Consider the following 21499-nt stretch of genomic DNA (forward strand, 5'->3'; position numbering starts at 1 on the left):
ACTTAAAAATTATAGAATGAGTGGTATAATACTTTATAATTATATATAAAAATCTATATATTTTTATATTGATAGTGGTAGTTAAAGGAGTATTGATGAAAAAAGAGATTATTAATAAAAACCTTAAAAAACAGGATAAAGAAAAGGTTATGCGCTTTTCAATTCGAAAATATAGTTTTGGTGCTGCAAGTGTGGCAGTTGCAACACTATTAATGTTTTTAGGAACTGGTGCTGTTTCTGCTGATCAATTGAAAATTTCTGAAGAGTCAGCTAATAAGGTTGAACTAATGCAAGATGGTGAAAAGATCAGTACTGATCAGAGTAACGCGAAGGATAGTCAACCTGAATTAGATAAAAGTTTACTTGCAAACTATATTTTAGAAATTGAAACAAACATTACTAGTGGTGTATATTCAATAAAAACAGAAGAAAGCTTAGCTAATTTATCAACTGAATTAGCTTCAGCAAAAGCTAGTTTAAACAGTGCACTAAACCAAGAAGAATTGAATAGAGCCTACCAAAAATTAGTGACTGCAGTGAACTCTAAGCTGAGAAATAAAGTAGTTGAAAAAAAAGAAATTTCAGAAGATACCACGAATAGACAAGATACTGTGACTCAAAAAACAGAGAACGTGGAAAAAGAAACTGAAAATTCGGAGAAAAATACAGAGCCTATTCAGGATGACAAAACGGAGTCAACTGTTCTTCGTAAGAGTAGCTCAGTGGATAGTAATACTGGATTCCGAGCAGCTGTAAATGAAGATCCTAAAGTAGATTTTACCTTTTCGATTCCATCAGAGAAGAAAATTTACATCTATAATGAAGAGAACTTCACATTAGAAATCCCAGTTTACTCTGAAAGTGGAAAAATCCGCTATGCAACAATTAAAAAGGGTTCTAGACAGAAGTTTAATAATGTTCCAGATACGGAAAATGATCTTGATATTGAATATGGATTTACTGCTACCGTAATAAACCGAGCAGAAAACCCAACTTTAACAACACCTGCTACAAAGAAAAATCCAGCTAAAATTGTCATTAAAGGGCGTCCCAATGATGTGTTGAAAAATAATAGCGGTTATACCAAACGAGAAGATCAAAACTTGAATATTGGAACTCGTTATTTACAGGTAGTTGATGATAAAGGTAGAGAAAATCTGAAAAAAGGGCAAGACATGTCTGATCCCGCTTATTTCTATCTTGTATTGAAATCTCAGTCAAAGAAGTACGCTTTGCGAGCTCAGCCTGCAGATGAATTGATAACAGTAAGTAGCCTAACAAATCCAACTGCTGAAGATAGAGAGAAAATCAAGAATGGTATTCAGATAGAATATTCAACAGCTAATGAAGATGCGAGATTAGTGAATAAACGTGGAACTTTAGTAGAGAATCCTGATGAAATCATTCAATCAATTGATGTTGTAGGAAATAACATTGTGGTAACCTTTACTGATGGATCTACAAGAACAAGACCTGTAGGTGAGGTTTTGAGGGAGAATATACCCCCAACTGTACAAGTACCATATTCTAACGAGCAAAACAGGACTATCTATGTATACTCTAGTGAAGAAACTGATTTAACCTTTACTGCTAAAGATGAATCTAAAATTAAAGATATGAAACTTCGAGGTGCTGGTGATTCCACCGAAGGTAATCTAGATGCCTATGGTTATACAGTTGGGAAAATCACTGAAAGTGCCCTAACGAGTGGAGAAGGCTCGGTTTCAGATGACAAGAGAAGCGCTAGTATTAAAATGACTGGGATTACTAATGCAAAACCTGGTCAAAAATGGACAAGTATCATTGTAGCGAATGATTATAACAACGGAGAGAGTGCACCATACAACGGTAGAATTGAGGAAACTACAAATGTAGCAGAGCGTCAAAAAACAGCAGGATATGTGGAGTTTGTGGTTAAAAATCAAACTTCAAAATATGACATACAGGCTCCTGAAAATAAGGTAAGTGTAGTAGATCCTAATAACATCACAACTGAAGAATTTGAAAAAATAAAAGAAAAAGTAAAAATTGAATACTCTCAAACTAACGATGATGCAAATCTGATTAGTAAGAGTGGAAAAATAGTTGAAAATCAAGAAGCGCGAATCGATACTATTGCCAAAGATTTAAATGGAAATCTAGTTGTAACTTATAAAGATGGTTCAATTGATACAAGATCTTTATCAGAATTCATAACTTTAAACAAACAGCCAGCCATCGATGCTATTAATGACGCTGCAGAAAGCAAGATTGTAGAAATTAATTCAAATCTACTTGCAACTGCTGAAGAGAAGGCAGAAGCAATTGCAAAGGTGAACGCTGATAAAGAAAAAGCTTTAACAGCAATTGGTGATGTGAATATTAGAACAAAAGAGGCATTAGATTTTGCAAAAGGAGAAGGGCTTTTAGCAATCAGTAAGGACAATCCTATAACAATAAAGAAAGCTGCCGCAAAAGCAGCTATCGATGACGCCCTGAAATCTAAGGAAGCAGCCATTGATTTACGCACCGATTTGACGGACGAGGAGAAAGCTGCAGCGAAAGCAGATGCCAAGGCGAAAGCTGATGAAGCTAAGAAGAACATCGACAACGCGACAACAAATGCTACAGTAGAGAGTGCTAAAACAAGTGGGATTATTGATATAGAAAGTGTCAATCCTCAAGCAGGTCAGAAAAAGAATGAAGCCAAAACTTCTATTGAGCAGGCCCTGAAAACTAAGGAAGCAGCCATTGATTCTCGCACCGATTTGACGGATGAAGAGAAAGCTGTTGCGAAGGCAGATGCCAAGGCGAAAGCTGATGAAGCTAAGAAGAACATTGACAACGCGACGACAAACTCAGAAGTTGATCAAGCCAAGACTGCTGGAACAACTGAGGTCAACTCAGTAAACCCAACCGCTCAAAGTAAGCCAGCAGCCAAGCAAGCAATCGATGATGCGCTGAAAACTAAGGAAGCATCCATTGATTCACGTACCGATTTGACGGACGAGGAGAAGGCTATAGCGAAAGCCGATGCCAAGGCGAAAGCAGATACAGCGAAACAAGCAATCGACAACGCGACGACAAACTCAGAAGTTGATCAAGCCAAGAATGATGGAACAACTGAGGTCAACTCAGTAAACCCAACTGCGCAAAGCAAGCCAGCAGCCAAGCAAGCGATCGATGATGCGCTGAAAGCTAAGGAATCAGCCATTGATTCACGCACCGATTTGACGGACGAGGAGAAAGCTGCAGCGAAAGCCGATGCCAAGGCGAAAGCTGATGAAACTAAGAAGAACATCGACGTTGCGACGACAAACTCAGAAGTTGATCAAGCCAAGACTGATGGAACAACGAGCATTGCCTCAGTTAGCCCAACTGCGCAAAGCAAGCCAGCAGCTAAGCAATCGATTGATGATGCGCTGAAAGCTAAGGAAGCAGCCATTGATTCACGTACTGATTTGACGGATGAAGAGAAAGCTGCAGCGAAGGCAGATGCCAAGGCTAAGGCCGATGAAGCTAAGAAGAACATCGATAATGCAACATCAGATGAAGCAGTTTCGCAAGCCAAGACTGCTGGAACAACTGAGGTCAATGGAGTCAATCCAACCGCTCAAAGCAAGCCAGCAGCCAAGCAAGCGATTGATGATGCGCTGAAAACTAAGGAAGCATCCATTGATTCACGTACCGATTTGACGGATGAAGAGAAAGCTGTTGCGAAGGCCGATGCCAAAGCTAAGTCCGATGAAGCTAAGAAGAACATTGACGCTGCGACCACAAATGCAGAAGTTAACCAAGCTAAGTCAACTGGAACAACTGAAGTTAACGGAGTCAATCCAACCGCGCAAAGTAAACCAGCAGCCAAGCAAGCAATCGATGATGCCCTGAAAGCTAAGGAAGCAGAAATTGATTCACGTACCGATTTGACGGACGAGGAGAAAGCTGCAGCGAAAGATGATGCCAAGACGAAAGCTGATGAAGCTAAGAAGAACATTGACGCTGCGACCACAGATGCAGAAGTCGATCAAGCTAAGTCAACTGGAACAACTGGGGTCAACGCAGTCAATCCAACCGCGCAAAGTAAGCCAGCAGCCAAGCAAGCGATTGAAGATGCCCTGAAAACTAAGGAAGCAGCCATTGATTCACGTACCGATTTGACGGACGAAGAGAAAACTGTAGCGAAAGCAGATGCCAAGGCGAAAGCTGATGAAGCCAAGAAGAACATTGATACTGCGACCACAAATGCAGAGGTCGAACAGGCTAAGTCAACTGGAACAACTGAAGTCAATTCAGTCAATCCGCAAGCAGTATCGAAGCCAGCAGCTAAGCAAGCAATCGATGATGCGCTGAAAGCAAAGGAAGCAACCATTGATTCACGTACCGATTTGACAGATGAGGAGAAAGCTGCAGCGAAAGCCGATGCCAAAGCTAAGGCCTATGAGGTTAAGAAGAACATTGATACTGCGACCACAGATGCAGAAGTCGACCAGGCTAAGTCAACTGGAACAACTGAGGTCAACTCAGTAAACCCAACCGCGCAAAGCAAGCCAGCAGCCAAGCAAGCAATCGATGATGCGCTGAAAACTAAGGAAGCAGCCATTGATTCACGTACTGATTTGACGGATGAAGAGAAAGCTGTTGCGAAGGCAGATGCCAAGGCGAAAGCTGATGAGGCTAAGAAGAACATTGATACTGCGACGACAGATGAAGCAGTATCGCAATCCAAGACTGCTGGAACAACTGAGGTCAACTCAGTAAACCCAACTGCGCAAAGTAAGCCAGCAGCCAAGCAAGCGATCGATGACGCCCTGAAAGCTAAGGAAACAGAAATTGATTCACGTACCGATTTGACGGACGAAGAGAAAACTGCAGCGAAGGCAGATGCCAAAGCTAAGTCCGATGAGGCTAAGAGAAACATCGACAACGCGACCACAGATGAAGCAGTATCGCAATCTAAAACTGCTGGAACAACTGAAGTCAACTCAGTAAACCCAACCGCGCAAAGTAAGCCAGCAGCTAAGCAAGCGATCGATGATGCCCTTAAAACTAAGGAAGCAGTCATTGATTCACGTACCGATTTGACGGACGAGGAGAAAGCTGCAGCGAAAGCAGATGCCAAGGCGAAAGCTGATGAAGCCAAGAAGAACATTGACGCTGCGACCACAAATGCAGAGGTCGACCAGGCTAAGTCAACTGGAACTACTGAAGTTAACGGAGTCAGTCCAACTGCGCAAAGTAAGCCAGCAGCCAAGCAAGCGATTGATGATGCCCTTAAAGCTAAGGAAGCAGCCATTGATTCACGCACCGATTTGACGGATGAAGAGAAAGCTGTTGCGAAAGCCGATGCCAAAGCTAAGTCCGATAAAGCTAAGAAGAACATCGATAATGCAACAACAGATGAAGCAGTATCGCAAGCCAAGACTGATGGAATAAACAGCATTGCCTCAGTCAACCCAACTGCGCAAAGTAAGCCAGCAGCTAAGCAAGCGATTGATGATGCGCTGAAAGCTAAGGAAGCAGCCATTGATTCACGTACTGATTTGACGGATGAAGAGAAAGCTGTTGCGAAATCCGATGCCAAAGCGAAAGCAGATGAAGCCAAGAAGAACATCGACGCTGCGACGACAAACTCAGAAGTTGATCAAGCCAAGAATGATGGAACAACTGAGGTCAACTCAGTAAACCCAACTGCGCAAAGTAAGCCAGCAGCCAAGCAAGCTATTGATGATGCCCTTAAAGCTAAGGAAGCAGTCATTGATTCACGCACCGATTTGACGGATGAAGAGAAAGCTGTTGCGAAAGCCGATGCCAAAGCTAAGTCCGATGAGGCTAAGAAGAACATTGATAATGCAACAACAGATGAAGCAGTATCGCAATCTAAAACTGCTGGAACAACTGAGGTCAACTCAGTAAATCCAACCGCGCAAAGCAAGCCAGCAGCCAAGCAAGCGATCGATGATGCCCTGAAAGCTAAGGAAACAGAAATTGATTCACGTACTGATTTGACGGATGAAGAGAAAGCTGTTGCGAAGGCAGATGCCAAGGCTAAAGCCGATGAAGCTAAGAAGAACATCGACAACGCAACGACAGATGAAGCAGTATCGCAAGCCAAGACTGCTGGAACAACTGAGGTCAACTCAGTAAACCCAACCGCGCAAAGTAAGCCAGCAGCCAAGCAAGCGATCGATGATGCCCTGAACGCCAAGGAAGCAGCGATTGATTCACGCACCGATTTGACGGACGAGGAGAAAGCTGTTGCGAAGGCTGATGCCAAAGCGAAAGCGGATGAAGCTAAGAAGAACATTGACGCTGCGACCACAGATGCAGAAGTCAATCAAGCTAAGTCAACTGGAACAACTGAAGTCAACGCAGTCAATCCAATCGCTCAAAGCAAGCCAGTAGCTAAGCAAGCGATTGAAGAAGCCCTTAAAGCTAAGGAAGCAGAAATTGATTCACGCACCGATTTGACGGATGAGGAGAAAGATGCAGCGAAGGCTGATGCCAAAGCTAAGGCCGATAAAGCTAAGAAGAACATCGATAATGCAACAACAGATGAAGCAGTATCGCAAGCCAAGACTGATGGAATAAACAGCATTGCCTCAGTCAACCCAACTGCGCAAAGTAAGCCAGCAGCTAAGCAAGCGATTGATGATGCGCTGAAAGCTAAGGAAGCAGCCATTGATTCACGTACTGATTTGACGGATGAAGAGAAAGCTGTTGCGAAGGCAGATGCCAAGGCGAAAGCTGATGAAGCTAAGAAGAACATTGACGCTGCGACCACAGATGAAGCAGTATCGCAAGCCAAGACTGCTGGGACAACTGAAGTTAACGGAGTCAACCCAACCGCGCAAAGTAAGCCAGCAGCCAAGCAAGCGATCGATGATGCGCTGAAAGCTAAGGAATCAGCCATTGATTCACGTACCGATTTGACGGATGAAGAGAAAGCTGCAGCGAAGGCAGATGCCAATGCGAAAGCAGATACAGCGAAACAAGCAATTGACGCTGCGACCACAGATGAAGCAGTATCGCAAGCTAAAACTGCTGGGACAACTGAAGTTAACGGAGTCAACCCAACCGCGCAAAGTAAGCCATCAGCTAAGCAAGCAATCGATGATGCGCTGAAAGCTAAGGAAGCAGCGATTGATTCACGCACCGATTTGACGGATGAAGAGAAAGCTGCAGCGAAAGCCGATGCCAAAGCGAAAGCAGATGAAGCTAAGAAGAACATCGACGCTGCAACAACAGATGAAGCAGTATCGAAAGCTAAAACTGCTGGAACAACTGAAATAACTTCAATTAATCCGCAAGCAGTAGCGAAGCCAGTAGCTAAGCAAGCGATTGAAGAAGCCCTTAAAGCTAAGGAAGCAGCCATTGATTCACGCACCGATTTGACGGATGAAGAGAAAGCTGCAGCGAAAGCAGATGCCCAGGCTAAGGCCGATGAGGCTAAGAAGAACATTGACGCTGCGACCACAAATGCAGAAGTCGACCAGGCTAAGTCAACTGGAACAACTGAAGTCAACGCAGTCAATCCGCAAGCAGTAGCGAAGCCAGCAGCCAAGCAAGCAATCGATGATGCGCTGAAAACTAAGGAAGCAGCGATTGATTCACGTACTGATTTGACGGATGAGGAGAAAGCTGTTGCGAAAGCAGATGCCCAGGCTAAGTCCGATGAGGCTAAGAAGAACATTGACGCTGCGACCACAAATGCAGAAGTCGACCAGGCTAAGTCAACTGGAACAACTGAAGTCAACGCAGTCAATCCGCAAGCAGTAGCGAAGCCAGCAGCCAAGCAAGCAATCGATGATGCGCTGAAAACTAAGGAAGCAGCCATTGATTCACGCACCGATTTGACGGATGAAGAGAAAGCTGCAGCGAAAGCAGATGCCCAGGCTAAGGCCGATGAGGCTAAGAAGAACATCGACGCTGCGACCACAAATGCAGAAGTCGACCAGGCTAAGTCAACTGGAACAACTGAAGTCAACGCAGTCAATCCGCAAGCAGTAGCGAAGCCAGCAGCCAAGCAAGCAATCGATGATGCGCTGAAAACTAAGGAAGCAGCCATTGATTCACGCACCGATTTGACGGATGAAGAGAAAGCTGCAGCGAAGGCAGATGCCCAGGCTAAGGCCGATGAGGCTAAGAAGAACATCGACGCTGCGACCACAAATGCAGAAGTCGACCAAGTTAAGACTGATGGAATAACTGAGGTCAATGGAGTCAATCCGCAGCCAGTAGCGAAGCCAGTAGCTAAGCAAGCGATTGAAGAAGCCCTTAAAGCTAAGGAAGCAGCCATTGATTCACGTACCGATTTGACGGACGAGGAGAAGGCTATAGCGAAAGCCGATGCCAAAGCTAAGGCCGATGAAGCCAAGAAGAACATTGATACTGCGACCACAGATGAAGCAGTATCGCAAGCTAAGACTGATGGAATAACTGAAGTCAACGGAGTTGAGCTAACCGCTCAAAGCAAGCCAGCAGCCAAGCAAGCGATTGATGAAGCCCTGAAAGCTAAGGAAGCAGCCATTGATTCACGTACTGATTTGACGGATGAAGAGAAAGCTGTTGCGAAGGCAGATGCCAAGGCGAAAGCTGATGAAGCTAAGAAGAACATTGACGCTGCGACCACAGATGCAGAAGTCGATCAAGCTAAGTCAACTGGAACAACTGAAGTCAATTCAGTCAATCCGCAGCCAGTAGCGAAGCCAGCAGCCAAGCAAGCGATCGATGATGCGCTGAAAGCTAAGGAAGCAGCCATTGATTCACGTACCGATTTGACGGATGAAGAGAAAGCTGTTGCGAAGGCCGATGCCAAAGCTAAGTCCGATGAAGCTAAGAAGAACATTGACGCTGCGACCACAAATGCAGAAGTCGATCAAGCTAAGTCAACTGGAACAACTGAAGTCAATTCAGTCAATCCGCAGCCAGTAGCGAAGCCAGCAGCCAAGCAAGCGATCGATGATGCGCTGAAAACTAAGGAAGCAGCCATTGATTCACGTACTGATTTGACGGATGAAGAGAAAGCTGTTGCGAAGGCAGATGCCAAGGCGAAAGCTGATGAAGCTAAGAAGAACATTGACGCTGCGACCACAGATGAAGCAGTATCGCAAGCCAAGACTGCTGGGACAACTGAAGTTAACGGAGTCAACCCAACCTCGCAAAGTAAGCCAGCAGCCAAGCAAGCGATCGATGATGCGCTGAAAGCTAAGGAATCAGCCATTGATTCACGTACCGATTTGACGGATGAAGAGAAAGCTGCAGCGAAGGCAGATGCCAATGCGAAAGCAGATACAGCGAAACAAGCAATTGACGCTGCGACCACAAATGTAGAAGTCGATCAAGCCAAGACTGATGGAATAACCAGCATTGCCTCAGTCAACCCAACTGCGCAAAGTAAACCGGAAGCCAAGAAAGCAGTAGAAGATACCCTGAAGACTAAAAAACTTCCGAATACAGGAACAGCAGAATCGCTAAGTACAATGGTAGTAGCAGCAACTAGCGCTATTCTGGGGTTAGCTCTTCTAAGTCATCGTCGAAAAGAAGATGATGAAGTCTAATTAGGATTTAATAGCTATATTCGTAAATTGACTTTTTCTTCTAGTGAACTAGCAAGTAATATTTAGCAAAAATTTCTCCTAGTGGTAATAACTACTAGGAGAAATTTTATATTAAGCAACTACATAGAGTTAAAATTCATCAAAAGGAAGTTATATTGATTAGTTTTGTAGCTGAGGGTTTATTTCTTTTGTGCTATACTTAAGATATGCATAGAAAAACAGTGATTGATTTTAGAGCTTTGGGGGAGAGATACACCTTCACTCAGCCTATCAAAGAGTTAAAAACGAGAGATTTATCAGAAGTGGCAGACTTGCTGGCACAAGTGGAAAGCTACCAAGAGCAAGGTTATTATGTCGTGGGCTATGTCAGCTATGAGGCTGCACCTGCTTTTGAGAAAAAACTAGCAGTTCACAAACTTCCTCTACTGGGCGAATATTTGCTTTACTTTACCGTTCACGATAGGGTGGAAACATCCCCTATTCCTCTGACTTATGAGGAAGTAGATTTGCCTTCAAAGTGGCGTGAACAAACATCTGCAGAGGACTATGAAAAAGCTATTTCCCAGATTCACCATCATTTGCGTCAGGGGGACACCTACCAGGTAAATTACACTGTCCAACTCAAGCAAGACTTGAGTGTCAATCCTTTTGCCATTTACAATCGTATGGTGGTAGAGCAGGAGGCGGGCTACAATGCCTATGTTGAACATGATGAGATGGCAGTGATTTCCATGAGCCCAGAGCTCTTTTTTGAGCAAAATGACCGTGAGTTGACAACGCGACCAATGAAGGGAACGACTCAGCGTGGAGTGACTGACCAAGAAGACCTTGCCCAGGCTAGCTGGTTGGAGCAGGATCCTAAAAATCGCTCTGAAAATATGATGATTGTAGACCTCTTGCGAAACGATATGAACCGTATTTCTGAAGTTGGAAGTGAGCATGTGGAGCGTCTGTGTCAGGTGGAGCAGTATTCGACCGTTTGGCAAATGACTTCGACCATTAAGAGTCAGTTACGACCGGATGTGGACCTAGTTGAAATCTTCCGTTCGCTCTTTCCATGTGGTTCCATAACGGGAGCACCGAAAATTGCAACCATGGAAATCATCAAGGACTTGGAGCCTCAACCACGCGGAGTCTACTGCGGAACGATTGGTCTCTTGCTTCCAAATGGGCGACGAATTTTCAATGTCGCCATTCGGACTATTCAACTGCATCAAGGGAAAGCCATTTATGGAGTTGGCGGAGGGATTACTTGGGATAGTACTTGGGAATCTGAATACCGAGAGGTTCATCAAAAGGCGGCTATTCTCTATCGTAAACAAGCACGATTCCAATTGATTACAACTGGGAAAATCAGCAAAAAACAACTGCTGTTTGAAGAACAACATCTGGAAAGACTGACAAAGGCTAGTCGATATTTTGCCAATCCTTTTGACCCAGAAGACCTGAGACAAAAGATAGAGGAAGAGTGTCAAGCTTGTGATGCAAATCAAGACTACCGCTTGCGAATTAGTCTCAGCAAATCTGGAGAGATAGAACTCAGTCGCCAAATCTTAACACCCCTCAGTCCAAGTTTCTGCAAAACCAAACTTTGTCTGCAAGAAGCAGATTTGAATCAATCATTTACCTACTTTAAAACAACTCACAGACCACACTTAAGCCTAGGTAAACAGGAAATCATTTACCATAATGCAGCAGGAGAATTGCTTGAAACCTCTATTGGAAATCTGGTCTTAAAAATTAATGGTAAACTCTACACACCGCCTATCAGACTTGGAATTTTGCCAGGAATTTACCGTCAGCATTTGCTGGAAACAGGACAAGTAGAGGAAAAAGTCTTGACTGTGCCAGACTTGGACCAAGCGGAAGCTGTCTATGGCTGTAACGCAGTGAGAGGATTGTATGAGTTGGAAGTGAATTCTAAATAAATTTCATAAATTAAAAAATATAATGGATATGTTGAATTGTTGAATTAAGTTTGATAAAATAAAAAGAAAACGATGTCATTTTATTAGGAGGAAATGATGAAAAAAACAATTTTGCTGAAAGTGATTCTTACTGTTTTTCCAATTTTAGGTTTGTTTGCTCAACTGGTTAGTGCAGAAGAAAATATTCATTTTTCTAGTTGTAAAGAAGCATGGGAAAATGGTTATTCTGATATCCATAGAGGAGAGCCTGGATATTCTTCAAGACTAGACAAAGATGGTGATGGGATAGCTTGTGAACGTGCAAATGCACCTCGGGGAGTCTTTAAACCACGCCAGTCTAGTCCACAAAATAGAGTTTCTTCTAGTGGATGGGTTAAGCAGGACGGATATTGGTATTATTATTCTGACAATGGTAATCTAGTAACCAATTCTTGGAAAGGAGATTACTATCTCAAATCAGATGGAACAATGGCTCAGAGTGAGTGGATATATGACTCATATTACAAGGGATGGTATTATCTCAAATCGGATGGTTCGTATGCACGAAACACATGGATAGGAAGTTACTACCTTAAAGCAAACGGAAAGATGGCTCAAAGTGAATGGATTTATGATTCATCATACCAAGCTTGGTATTATTTGAAATCAGATGGATCCTATGCCCAAAATGCTTGGCAAGGCGCTTTTTATCTCAAAGCGAACGGTAAAATGGCACAAGGTGAGTGGATATATGACTCTTCTTATCAATCTTGGTACTACTTGAAATCAGATGGTTCATACGCTCGTAATACTTGGCAAGGAAATTACTATTTGAAATCAGATGGTAAAATGGCAAAGAATGAGCGAGTTGATGGTGGCAGATACTACGTAGATGGTTCTGGTCTTTGGAAACCATAAATCAGAATAATTTCTAGGAAGTTAATGCAAACCTTTGCACAAAATGGACGATTTTGTTATACTATGTCTGTAAGCATTTTCAATTAAAAAGGAGAATAATATGAGTCAAAAGATTATTGGGATTGACCTTGGTGGAACTTCTGTCAAGTTTGCAATTTTAACTCAAGAGGGAGAAATCCAAGAAAAATGGTCTATCAAGACCAATATTTTGGACGAAGGAAGCCATATTGTAGATGATATGATTGAGTCTATTCAACATCGTTTGGACTTGCTTGGATTGTCAGCCACAGACTTCCGAGGGATTGGGATGGGATCACCTGGTGTGGTTGACCGTGAAAAAGGAACTGTTATCGGTGCCTACAACCTCAACTGGAAAACCCTTCAACCAATTAAAGAAAAGATTGAAAAAGCCTTGGGTATTCCATTCTTCATCGATAATGATGCCAACGTAGCTGCTCTTGGTGAGCGCTGGATGGGTGCTGGTGAAAACCAACCAGACGTTGTCTTTATGACACTTGGTACAGGTGTTGGTGGCGGTATCGTTGCAGAAGGCAAATTGCTTCACGGTGTCGCTGGTGCGGCAGGAGAGCTTGGTCACATCACTGTTGACTTTGACCAACCAATCGCATGTACCTGTGGTAAAAAAGGCTGTCTTGAGACAGTTGCTTCAGCAACAGGGATTGTCAACTTGACTCGTCGTTATGCTGATGAATACGAAGGCGGTGCGGCCTTGAAACGCTTGATCGACGACGGTGAAGAAGTAACAGCCAAAACTGTTTTTGACCTTGCAAAAGAAGGGGACGACCTTGCCTTGATCGTTTACCGTAACTTCTCACGTTACTTGGGAATCGCGTGTGCCAACATCGGTTCAATCCTAAACCCATCAACAATCGTTATCGGTGGTGGGGTGTCAGCTGCGGGAGAATTCCTTCTACAAGGTGTTCAAAAAGTCTACGACGAAAACACCTTCCCACAAGTACGTACATCAACAAAATTAGCTCTTGCAACTCTAGGAAATGACGCTGGAGTTATCGGAGCAGCATCACTTGTATTGCAATAAGATAGATTGATAATAGAGCTTGGTTATCCATCAAGCTCTTTTTTAAAAGTCGAATAAAACGAAATAGGTTTTAATTTTGGGAAGGAATCGCTAGATGAACACATCAAAACAACCCATGCTTGAATTAGCATTGTCTATCGCGACGGAAGCTCATAATGGGCAATTTGATAAGGCAGGGGTAGATTATATAGAACATCCAATTTATGTAGCAAGTCAAGTTGATACCGAAGAGGAAAAAGCAGTGGCTCTGCTACATGATGTTATAGAGGACAGTCCTTTTACAGCTGAAGAACTATTATTAGCTGGTTTACCAGAAACAGTAGTTGCTGCCGTTCAGATTTTGTCAAAGAAAAAGGGGCAAGACTATCAAACATATCTAGAAAATGTGAAATCTAATCCCCTAGCACGCGTTGTCAAATTGGCAGATTTGAAGCATAATTCAGATTTATCTAGACTGAGGTCTGTCACTGACAATGATTTGGAACGATTAGAAAAATATAAAAGGGCTATCGATTATCTGAGTATGTAGAAAAGATTTTTTATGTTATACTAGTTAGGACAATAAATGAGGTGAGAGTAAATGACAAAAGCAGATACGATTTTTAAAGAGAATATTGAACGAATCCTCAAAGACGGTGTCTTTTCTGAGCAGGCTCGTCCCAAGTACAAGGATGGGACAGTTGCCAATTCCAAGTACGTAACGGGTGCCTTTGCCGAGTATGATTTGTCTAAGGGGGAATTTCCCATCACAACCTTGCGCCCGATTGCTATCAAATCCGCCATCAAGGAAGTACTCTGGATCTACCAAGATCAGTCTAATAGCTTAGATGTTCTCAATGACAAGTACAATGTTCACTACTGGAATGACTGGGAAGTGGGAGATACGGGAACCATCGGTGAACGCTATGGGGCAGTCGTTAAGAAACACGACATCATCAACAAGATTCTCAAGCAGTTAGAAGCCAATCCTTGGAACCGTCGCAATATCATCTCACTCTGGGATTACCAAGCATTTGAGGAGACAGACGGCCTCCTTCCATGCGCCTTTCAGACCATGTTTGATGTCCGTCGGGTTGATGGGGACATCTATCTGGATGCGACCTTGACCCAGCGTTCGAATGATATGCTGGTGGCCCACCACATCAATGCTATGCAGTACGTGGCCTTGCAGATGATGATTGCCAAGCATTTCGGCTGGAAGGTTGGGAAGTTCTTCTACTTCATCAACAACCTTCATATCTATGATAATCAGTTTGAACAAGCAGAGGAATTGCTCCGTCGTGAGCCGTCAAACTGCCAACCACGCTTGGTTTTAAATGTTCCTGATGGGACCAATTTCTTTGATATCAAAGCGGAAGACTTTGAGTTGGTTGACTATGATCCGGTTAAGCCACAACTGAAGTTTGATTTGGCTATTTAAGAAAATAAAAAGAAGTTGAGAAATCTCAACTTCTTTTGTTGCTTAATGTGATACGCGACGGCGAGCTGCTTTTTTGCGGTTTTCTTCGATGAAAGCTGCTTTTTGCTCTTCTGGCTCAATCACTTTCTTTTTAATTGCGTATACTGCACCTGCAACGGCAGCGACAGTTCCTGCGACACCTGTTACAAGACCTTTAGCGAATCCTTTAGCCATGAGTCTTCCTCCTTTATCTTCCCGATCAGCCTGGCTCCTCAAGAGGTAGCATTTTTCTGACTGACCTTTTTGTGATATAATAATAGTAACGAAAAAATGGAAATTTTTCAAGGAAAAAAGATGAAAACAAAAATAATTGTGATTGTTGGACCGACTGCTGTTGGGAAGACAGCCCTTGCTATTAAAGTGGCCAAGCGCTTTGGTGGAGAGGTGGTCAGTGGTGACAGTCAGCAAGTATACAGAGGGTTGGATATTGGAACAGCCAAGGCTAGCCCAGAGGAGCAAGTAGCTGTTCCTCATCATTTGATTGATGTCAGAGAGGTGACCGAGTCTTACTCGGCTTTTGATTTTGTTTCAGAGGCTAAGAAGGCTATTGAGGATATTCAAAGCCGTGGCAAGCTAGCCATTATTGCTGGTGGGACAGGGCTTTATGTCCAGAGCTTGCTGGAAGGCTACCATCTAGGTGGGGAAACACCTCATGAGGAGATTTTAGCCTATCGAGCTAGTTTAGAGCCTTTATCAGATGAAGAATTAGCCAATCTTGTGGAGCAAGCAGGTCTTGATATTCCTCAGTTTAATCGTCGTCGTGCCATGCGCACCTTGGAAATTGCCCATTTTGGTCAGGATTTGGAAAATCAGGAAAGTCCTTATGAACCTTTGATTATCTGCTTGAATGATGAACGCAGTCAGCTTTATGATCGTATCAATCGCCGAGTAGATCTGATGTTTGAGGCTGGTCTTTTGGATGAGGCCAAGTGGCTCTTTGACCATTATCCAGATGCGCAGGCTGCCAAAGGCATTGGCTACAAGGAACTCTTTCCTTATTTCCGTGGGGAGCAAACTCTTGAGGAAGCGAGCGAGAGTCTCAAGCAGGCGACCCGCCGTTTTGCCAAGCGTCAGCTGACCTGGTTCCGTAATCGTATGCAGGTGACCTTTTATCAGATAGGAGAGCCTGGAGTTCAAAACCGCATTTTAAGCCAGATTGAGGAGTTTTTAAATGATTGAAACGGAGAAAAAAGAGGAACGTGTCCTACTCATCGGTGTGGAATTGCAGGGCATGGACAATTTTGACCTCTCCATGGAAGAATTGGCCAGTCTAGCCAAGACAGCTGGAGCCGTCGTTGTGGATAGCTACAGGCAAAAACGGGAAAAGTATGACTCCAAGACCTTTGTCGGTTCTGGTAAGTTGGAAGAGATTGCGCGGATGGTGGATGCAGAAGAAATTACTACTGTCATCGTCAATAATCGCTTGACTCCACGGCAAAATGTCAATCTAGAAGAAATTCTCGGTGTCAAGGTCATTGACCGTATGCAGTTGATTCTGGATATCTTTGCCATGCGGGCTCGAAGCCATGAAGGAAAACTCCAAGTTCATTTGGCCCAGCTCAAGTATCTCTTGCCTCGCTTGGTTGGTCAGGGGATTATGCTCAGCCGTCAGGCGGGGGGAATTGGTTCCCGTGGACCTGGTGAAAGTCAGCTGGAACTGAACCGTCGTAGTGTTCGTAATCAAATCACAGATATCGAGCGCCAGCTCAAGGTGGTTGAGAAAAATCGGGCGACAGTCAGAGAAAAACGCTTGGAGTCAAGTACCTTTAAGATTGGTTTGATTGGTTACACCAATGCTGGGAAATCAACCATCATGAACACCTTGACCAGTAAGATCCAGTACGAAGCAGACGAGCTATTTGCGACTCTGGATGCGACGACAAAGAGCATCCATCTAGGGGGCAATCTTCAGGTTACCTTGACTGATACGGTTGGCTTTATCCAAGATTTGCCAACAGAATTGGTGTCCAGTTTTAAGTCGACTTTGGAAGAAAGCAAGCATGTGGACCTTCTGGTTCATGTCATTGATGCCAGCAATCCTTATCACGAGGAGCATGAAAAAACGGTTCTTTCTATCATGAAAGACTTGGATATGGAGGATATTCCTTGCCTGACCCTTTACAATAAAGCGGATTTGGTAGAGGATTTCACGCCTACTCAAACGCCTTATGCCCTAATTTCTGCTAAGTCTGAGGATAGTCGTGAGAACTTGCAAGCATTGTTTTTGGAGAAGCTCAAGGATATTTTTGAAGTCTTTACCCTACGCGTGCCTTTTTCAAAATCCTACAAGATACATGATCTAGAAAGTGTAGCGATTCTGGAAGAGCGCGACTATCAAGATGACGGTGAAGTGATTACAGGCTACATTTCCGAGAAAAATAAATGGAGGTTAGAGGAATTTTATGACTGATATTAAAACCTTGGCTCTAAAGTATGGGGGCTATACAAGTCTGGATAGGGTCTATCTAGATCAGCTTCTAGCTGGCAAAACAGAGCAAGAGCAGTTGGCTCTCATCACACCTCCTCCGAGTGTCGTTAATGCCTACTTTGCAGAACTCTACCAGAAAAAGAGCCCTCAAGCTGCGACGGATTATTTTGCAGAACTCAGTCATGAACTGAACCTCTACAATGCTGAGCCAAGTTTCACCTTTGAAAATAAGCCTTTTATTCGTCTTAATTTATCTGGCAAATCTTTTGGATTTTGCTATGAGAGTAAGGGCCTGGGGCGAATCTTCTCTGAAAATGAAGAGGTAATCTCGGATGACTTGCTCTTTGAGATTGCGCAAATTTTCCCCCATCAACTCGTCTTTGAAGAGTCTGGTAATATTTACATGAAGGCTGTCGGAGATGAAGAAGTTGTTAGTGTGGAGAATCTCACAGCATTGACAGACTTGGAAAGTTTTGCTGATGGTCGCAAACGTCTCAAGGGCTACAGCCAAGAGGATTTATTGCAAGAAGCTGTTGCTTTTTCTGGCAGTCGCTATTTCCGATCGGAAAATCGCACAGCTATGTTATATATTGATTAATTAGAAAGTATCGAATGGATATTCAATTTTTAGGAACAGGGGCCGGTCAGCCCTCTAAAGCTCGCAACGTTTCAAGTCTAGCATTGAAACTCTTGGACGAGATTAACGAAGTCTGGCTCTTTGACTGTGGAGAAGGAATGCAAAATCGTATTCTGGAAACCACAATTCGACCACGTAAGGTCAGCAAAATCTTTATCACTCACTTGCACGGAGATCACATCTTTGGATTGCCAGGATTTCTCTCTAGCCGTGCTTTTCAGGCTAATGAGGAGCAGACAGATTTGGACATTTATGGACCACAAGGGATCAAGTCATTTGTCTTAACCAGTCTACGTGTGTCGGGTTCTCGTCTGCCTTATCGCATTCATTTTCATGAGTTTGACCAAGATTCTCTAGGGAAAATCCTTGAGACCGATAAATTCACGGTGTATGCAGAGGAGCTGGACCACACTATTTTCTGTGTTGGCTATCGTGTCATGCAAAAGGACTTAGAAGGTACCTTGGATGCTGAAAGACTTAAGGCTGCTGGTGTTCCATTTGGCCCGCTTTTTGGAAAAATCAAAAACGGTCAGGACGTTGTTCTAGAAGACGGAACTGAAATCAAGGCAGCAGACTATATCTCAGCACCACGACCTGGTAAGATTATTACTATTCTGGGTGACACCCGAAAAGCTAATGCCAGTGTGCGTCTAGCTGTTAACGCTGATGTCCTTGTCCATGAGTCGACTTATGGCAAGGGAGATGAAAAAATTGCCCGCAACCACGGTCACTCAACCAATATGCAGGCAGCACAAGTAGCAGCAGAAGCCGGTGCTAAACGCCTCTTGCTCAATCATATCAGTGCTCGTTTCCTCTCAAAAGATATCAGTCAGCTCAAGAAAGATGCGGCAACTGTTTTTGAAAATGTCCATGTGGTCAAAGACTTGGAAGAAGTGGAAATTTAGAAGATTGAGAAAGGATAAGTATGCGCACCATCATCATCACTGGAGCAAGCGGTGGCTTAGCCCAAGAAATGGTCAAACTCTTGCCAAATGACCAACTCATCTTGCTAGGTAGAAACAAGGAAAAACTAGCCCAACTATATGGAAATCATCCTCATGTGGAATTAATTGAAATCGATATTACTGATGACTCAGCCCTGGAAGCACTAGTAGCTGACCTCTATCTCCGTTATGGCAAGATTGATGTCTTGATTAACAATGCTGGCTATGGAATTTTTGAAGATTTCAACAAGATCTCTGATCAAGACATTCACCAGATGTTTGAGGTCAATACCTTTGCCCTGATGAATCTGTCTCGTCGCTTTGCGGAGCGCATGAAGGAAAGTCGAAAAGGTCATATCATCAATATCGTCAGCATGGCAGGATTGATAGCGACTGGCAAGTCTAGTCTATATTCTGCGACCAAGTTTGCGGCCATTGGTTTTTCAAATGCTCTTCGCCTTGAGCTCATGCCCTATGGTGTCTATGTGACAACTGTTAATCCAGGACCTATCCGTACAGGATTTTTTGACCAGGCAGACCCAGATGGGACCTACCTCAAATCGGTCGACCGTTTTCTATTGGAACCAGATGCTGTCGCGCAAAAGATTGTTAAGACCATAGGCAAAAACAAACGTGAAATCAATCTTCCGCTCTTACTGAATCTAGCCCATAAGTTTTATACCCTCTTTCCCAAGTTAGCAGATAAGTTGGCTGGGGAAACCTTTAATTATAAGTGAAAAGGCTGTTCCCTTGAGGAATGGCTTTTTATTTTTTTCGGTTGCTAATTTGTAGAAAAATACCACATGATAAACAGGCAGTTTATAACGATTAAGCCCATTTAAGGTATAAATAGAGATAAGAAAGCAGAAAAGAGAGGATAAACTTCGAGTCTAACATAACTGAAAGTATATCTATAGCCGAAGCTTATGAAGTCAAGATAAAATAGGATTAAAAGAACTTGCCCTTTGTCAGATTGATTAGACTGTAAATTGGAGTTAGGAATATTCTTAGAATAGATGAAGAAAATAAAAAAAGTAAAAATGTTAAAATATCTTGACATTTTATCGATTTAGAGTATAATAAGAAATGTAAAGAGCTCTTGACATTATTACAAAAATTTGGAGGAACAAAGCCATGAAAAAGATGGATGAAATGGACAGAGATATTCAGTTGCGTTCTGAGGAGTGGGGCTATAAAACAGCGCTTTTGGGTTTATGTGCATGGACAGGATTTAATATCTATCAAGCACTTGTTGTTGGTGGCAAACTTGAAATGCTTCCTTGCTTAATTTTGATCTTATCTGTAAGTGTGCAAGGATTTGCTCAAACCGCAATAAAACGCAATATGATTGCTGGTGATGAAGAGTATAAAGAACCAAATAAACTTGTTCAAGGAGTCATTCTAGCAGTTGTCACTGTTATCGTAGTATTGGCTGTTGGCGTTTATTTTTTTCAGAAAGACTAATGCTGTATGAAAAATAACATCAAACAGTTAAGAAAGTCTGAGGGACTACGTCAGGAAGATATGGCAAGAATATTAGGCGTTAGTCGACAAACCATAATTGCTATAGAGAATGACAAGTACAATCCTACACTTGAACTAGCAATGAAAATTGCAAGGTTGCTACGACTACATGTTGAAGAAATTTTCATTTTAGAAGATTAAAGATATCAGATAGCTTTTATTTTAATCATCTGATTCGTAATGATGAGAGAGTTTTTCAGTTCATGGAAACTCTCTTTTTAAAGCTCAAAAAGAGTCTACTCAATTTTACCCTTGTCCATCTTATATATCTATCGTAAAACTGGTATAAAATTTGCAAATAAACAGCTAAAATAGTATACTAGTTCTGTTAATTATGAAAACGTTTGCGTTTTTGTTGATGATAGATTATTTAGGAGACAAATGATGGAATTAACAGCTATTTATCATAGACCAGAATCAGAGTATGCATATCTTTACAAGGAAGATCAGCTACATATCCGAATTAGAACCAAGATAAATGATGTCCAGAAGGTTATCTTACACTATGGAGATCCCTTTATTTTCATTGAGGATAAGTATGAAGCTAAGAAAGAAATGACCAAAGTAACTTCAGACACCTTACTTGATTATTGGCAGGTTACGGTCTCTGTTGGTTTTTTACGCATTCAGTATCTCTTTGAACTCCTTGATAAAGAGGGTAAGGGTATTTTTATGTAGATAAGGAACATACTCAAGAAAACTTGGATGCTGAAGGAAATGGCTTTAAACTTCCTTATGTTCACGAAATTGATGGATGTCAGGTTCCTAGTTGGATTTCAAATACCGTGTGGTATCAGATTTTCCCAGAACGCTTTGCTAATGGAAATCCTCATTTGACGTCAGATGGGAGCTACCTCAAATCAGTTGACCGCTTCCTTCTCGAGCCAGATGCAGTAGCTAGAAAGATTGTCAAAACCATAGGAAAAAACAAACGGGAACTAAATCTTCCAATCTTGCTCCATTTAGCCCATAAATTTTATACTCTTTTCCCTAAGCTAGCAGATAAGTTGGCAGGTGAGACTTTTTTATAATATTCTACTGCATGACAAGAAATGTTTGTTTTTTGTTCTAAATCTATATTCACAT

At 42.7% G+C, this 21499-nt stretch carries 14 protein-coding genes and 2 pseudogenes; 15 read left to right on the plus strand and 1 reads right to left on the minus strand.

Annotation, left to right across the window (positions count from 1 at the left end):
* Positions 1–95: 95 nt before the first annotated feature.
* The 6 genes from CO686_RS02740 to CO686_RS02765 all read left to right on the plus strand — a co-directional run bounded on the left by CO686_RS02740 (position 96) and on the right by CO686_RS02765 (position 14841).
* A complete protein-coding gene (locus tag CO686_RS02740) occupies positions 96–9536 on the plus strand; it encodes a sialic acid-binding adhesin (protein WP_096753469.1) in 9441 nt (3146 codons plus the stop codon).
* Positions 9537–9742: 206 nt separating this feature from the next.
* Positions 9743–11464, plus strand: a complete 1722-nt coding sequence (gene pabB, locus CO686_RS02745; RefSeq protein WP_049501403.1) for an aminodeoxychorismate synthase component I — start codon at positions 9743–9745, stop codon at positions 11462–11464.
* 96 nt (positions 11465–11560) lie between these two features.
* Positions 11561–12361 (plus strand): excalibur calcium-binding domain-containing protein, encoded by an 801-nt coding sequence (locus tag CO686_RS02750; RefSeq protein WP_096753470.1) that lies wholly within the window; start codon positions 11561–11563, stop codon positions 12359–12361.
* A 100-nt stretch (positions 12362–12461) separates the two neighbouring features.
* On the plus strand, positions 12462–13421 hold the full coding sequence (locus CO686_RS02755) for an ROK family glucokinase (protein WP_096753471.1): 960 nt from the start codon (positions 12462–12464) through the stop codon (positions 13419–13421).
* Between the two features lie 94 nt (positions 13422–13515).
* Entirely contained in the window at positions 13516–13950 is a 435-nt protein-coding gene (locus CO686_RS02760; RefSeq protein WP_001097945.1) for an HD domain-containing protein, read from the plus strand.
* A gap of 51 nt (positions 13951–14001) precedes the next feature.
* Positions 14002–14841 carry a thymidylate synthase gene (locus CO686_RS02765; protein WP_096753472.1) on the plus strand — a complete coding sequence of 280 codons (840 nt, stop codon included), beginning with the start codon at positions 14002–14004 and terminating at the stop codon, positions 14839–14841.
* A gap of 42 nt (positions 14842–14883) precedes the next feature.
* Here the strand turns inward: CO686_RS02765 and CO686_RS02770 are convergent, their stop codons facing one another.
* Positions 14884–15054 (minus strand): DUF3042 family protein, encoded by a 171-nt coding sequence (locus tag CO686_RS02770; RefSeq protein ID WP_001051782.1) that lies wholly within the window; start codon positions 15052–15054, stop codon positions 14884–14886.
* Positions 15055–15174: 120 nt separating this feature from the next.
* Between CO686_RS02770 and miaA the strand changes: the two genes are divergently transcribed.
* The 9 genes and pseudogenes from miaA to CO686_RS10330 all read left to right on the plus strand — a co-directional run.
* Positions 15175–16059 (plus strand): tRNA (adenosine(37)-N6)-dimethylallyltransferase MiaA, encoded by an 885-nt coding sequence (miaA, locus tag CO686_RS02775; RefSeq protein ID WP_096753473.1) that lies wholly within the window; start codon positions 15175–15177, stop codon positions 16057–16059.
* Complete coding sequence (gene hflX, locus CO686_RS02780) at positions 16052–17290, plus strand: GTPase HflX (RefSeq protein WP_000573174.1); 1239 nt, start codon at positions 16052–16054, stop codon at positions 17288–17290. The genes miaA and hflX overlap by 8 nt, the downstream gene beginning before the upstream one ends.
* The gene (locus tag CO686_RS02785) at positions 17283–17906 is read left to right on the plus strand and encodes a cystathionine beta-lyase (RefSeq protein WP_096753474.1); all 624 of its coding nucleotides are present in this window, start codon (positions 17283–17285) and stop codon (positions 17904–17906) included. The genes hflX and CO686_RS02785 overlap by 8 nt, the downstream gene beginning before the upstream one ends.
* 14 nt (positions 17907–17920) lie before the next feature.
* Complete coding sequence (rnz, locus tag CO686_RS02790; protein WP_049549780.1) at positions 17921–18850, plus strand: ribonuclease Z; 930 nt, start codon at positions 17921–17923, stop codon at positions 18848–18850.
* A 20-nt stretch (positions 18851–18870) separates the two neighbouring features.
* Positions 18871–19626, plus strand: coding sequence for an SDR family NAD(P)-dependent oxidoreductase (locus CO686_RS02795; protein ID WP_049549781.1), 756 nt, complete (start codon positions 18871–18873; stop codon positions 19624–19626).
* 397 nt (positions 19627–20023) lie between these two features.
* Positions 20024–20353 carry a hypothetical protein gene (locus CO686_RS02800; protein WP_004252308.1) on the plus strand — a complete coding sequence of 110 codons (330 nt, stop codon included), beginning with the start codon at positions 20024–20026 and terminating at the stop codon, positions 20351–20353.
* Positions 20354–20359: 6 nt separating this feature from the next.
* Positions 20360–20554 carry a helix-turn-helix transcriptional regulator gene (locus CO686_RS02805; protein ID WP_006150191.1) on the plus strand — a complete coding sequence of 65 codons (195 nt, stop codon included), beginning with the start codon at positions 20360–20362 and terminating at the stop codon, positions 20552–20554.
* 243 nt (positions 20555–20797) lie between these two features.
* Positions 20798–21264, plus strand: a pseudogene (locus tag CO686_RS10380) (alpha amylase N-terminal ig-like domain-containing protein); the annotation flags it as partial.
* Positions 21256–21444, plus strand: a pseudogene (locus CO686_RS10330) (SDR family NAD(P)-dependent oxidoreductase); the annotation flags it as partial. The pseudogenes CO686_RS10380 and CO686_RS10330, both read left to right, overlap by 9 nt.
* Between the last annotated feature and the right edge of the window lie 55 nt (positions 21445–21499).

This window comes from Streptococcus oralis, assembly GCF_002386345.1.
Classification (GTDB): domain Bacteria; phylum Bacillota; class Bacilli; order Lactobacillales; family Streptococcaceae; genus Streptococcus; species Streptococcus oralis_S.

Coding starts and splice junctions, on each gene's coding strand:
- CO686_RS02740 (WP_096753469.1), top strand. CDS start 96: ATGAAAAAAGAGATTATTAATAAAAACCTTAAAAAACAGGATAAAGAA.
- pabB (WP_049501403.1), top strand. CDS start 9,743: ATGCATAGAAAAACAGTGATTGATTTTAGAGCTTTGGGGGAGAGATAC.
- CO686_RS02750 (WP_096753470.1), top strand. CDS start 11,561: ATGAAAAAAACAATTTTGCTGAAAGTGATTCTTACTGTTTTTCCAATT.
- CO686_RS02755 (WP_096753471.1), top strand. CDS start 12,462: ATGAGTCAAAAGATTATTGGGATTGACCTTGGTGGAACTTCTGTCAAG.
- CO686_RS02760 (WP_001097945.1), top strand. CDS start 13,516: ATGAACACATCAAAACAACCCATGCTTGAATTAGCATTGTCTATCGCG.
- CO686_RS02765 (WP_096753472.1), top strand. CDS start 14,002: ATGACAAAAGCAGATACGATTTTTAAAGAGAATATTGAACGAATCCTC.
- CO686_RS02770 (WP_001051782.1), bottom strand. CDS start 15,054: ATGGCTAAAGGATTCGCTAAAGGTCTTGTAACAGGTGTCGCAGGAACT.
- miaA (WP_096753473.1), top strand. CDS start 15,175: ATGAAAACAAAAATAATTGTGATTGTTGGACCGACTGCTGTTGGGAAG.
- hflX (WP_000573174.1), top strand. CDS start 16,052: ATGATTGAAACGGAGAAAAAAGAGGAACGTGTCCTACTCATCGGTGTG.
- CO686_RS02785 (WP_096753474.1), top strand. CDS start 17,283: ATGACTGATATTAAAACCTTGGCTCTAAAGTATGGGGGCTATACAAGT.
- rnz (WP_049549780.1), top strand. CDS start 17,921: ATGGATATTCAATTTTTAGGAACAGGGGCCGGTCAGCCCTCTAAAGCT.
- CO686_RS02795 (WP_049549781.1), top strand. CDS start 18,871: ATGCGCACCATCATCATCACTGGAGCAAGCGGTGGCTTAGCCCAAGAA.
- CO686_RS02800 (WP_004252308.1), top strand. CDS start 20,024: ATGAAAAAGATGGATGAAATGGACAGAGATATTCAGTTGCGTTCTGAG.
- CO686_RS02805 (WP_006150191.1), top strand. CDS start 20,360: ATGAAAAATAACATCAAACAGTTAAGAAAGTCTGAGGGACTACGTCAG.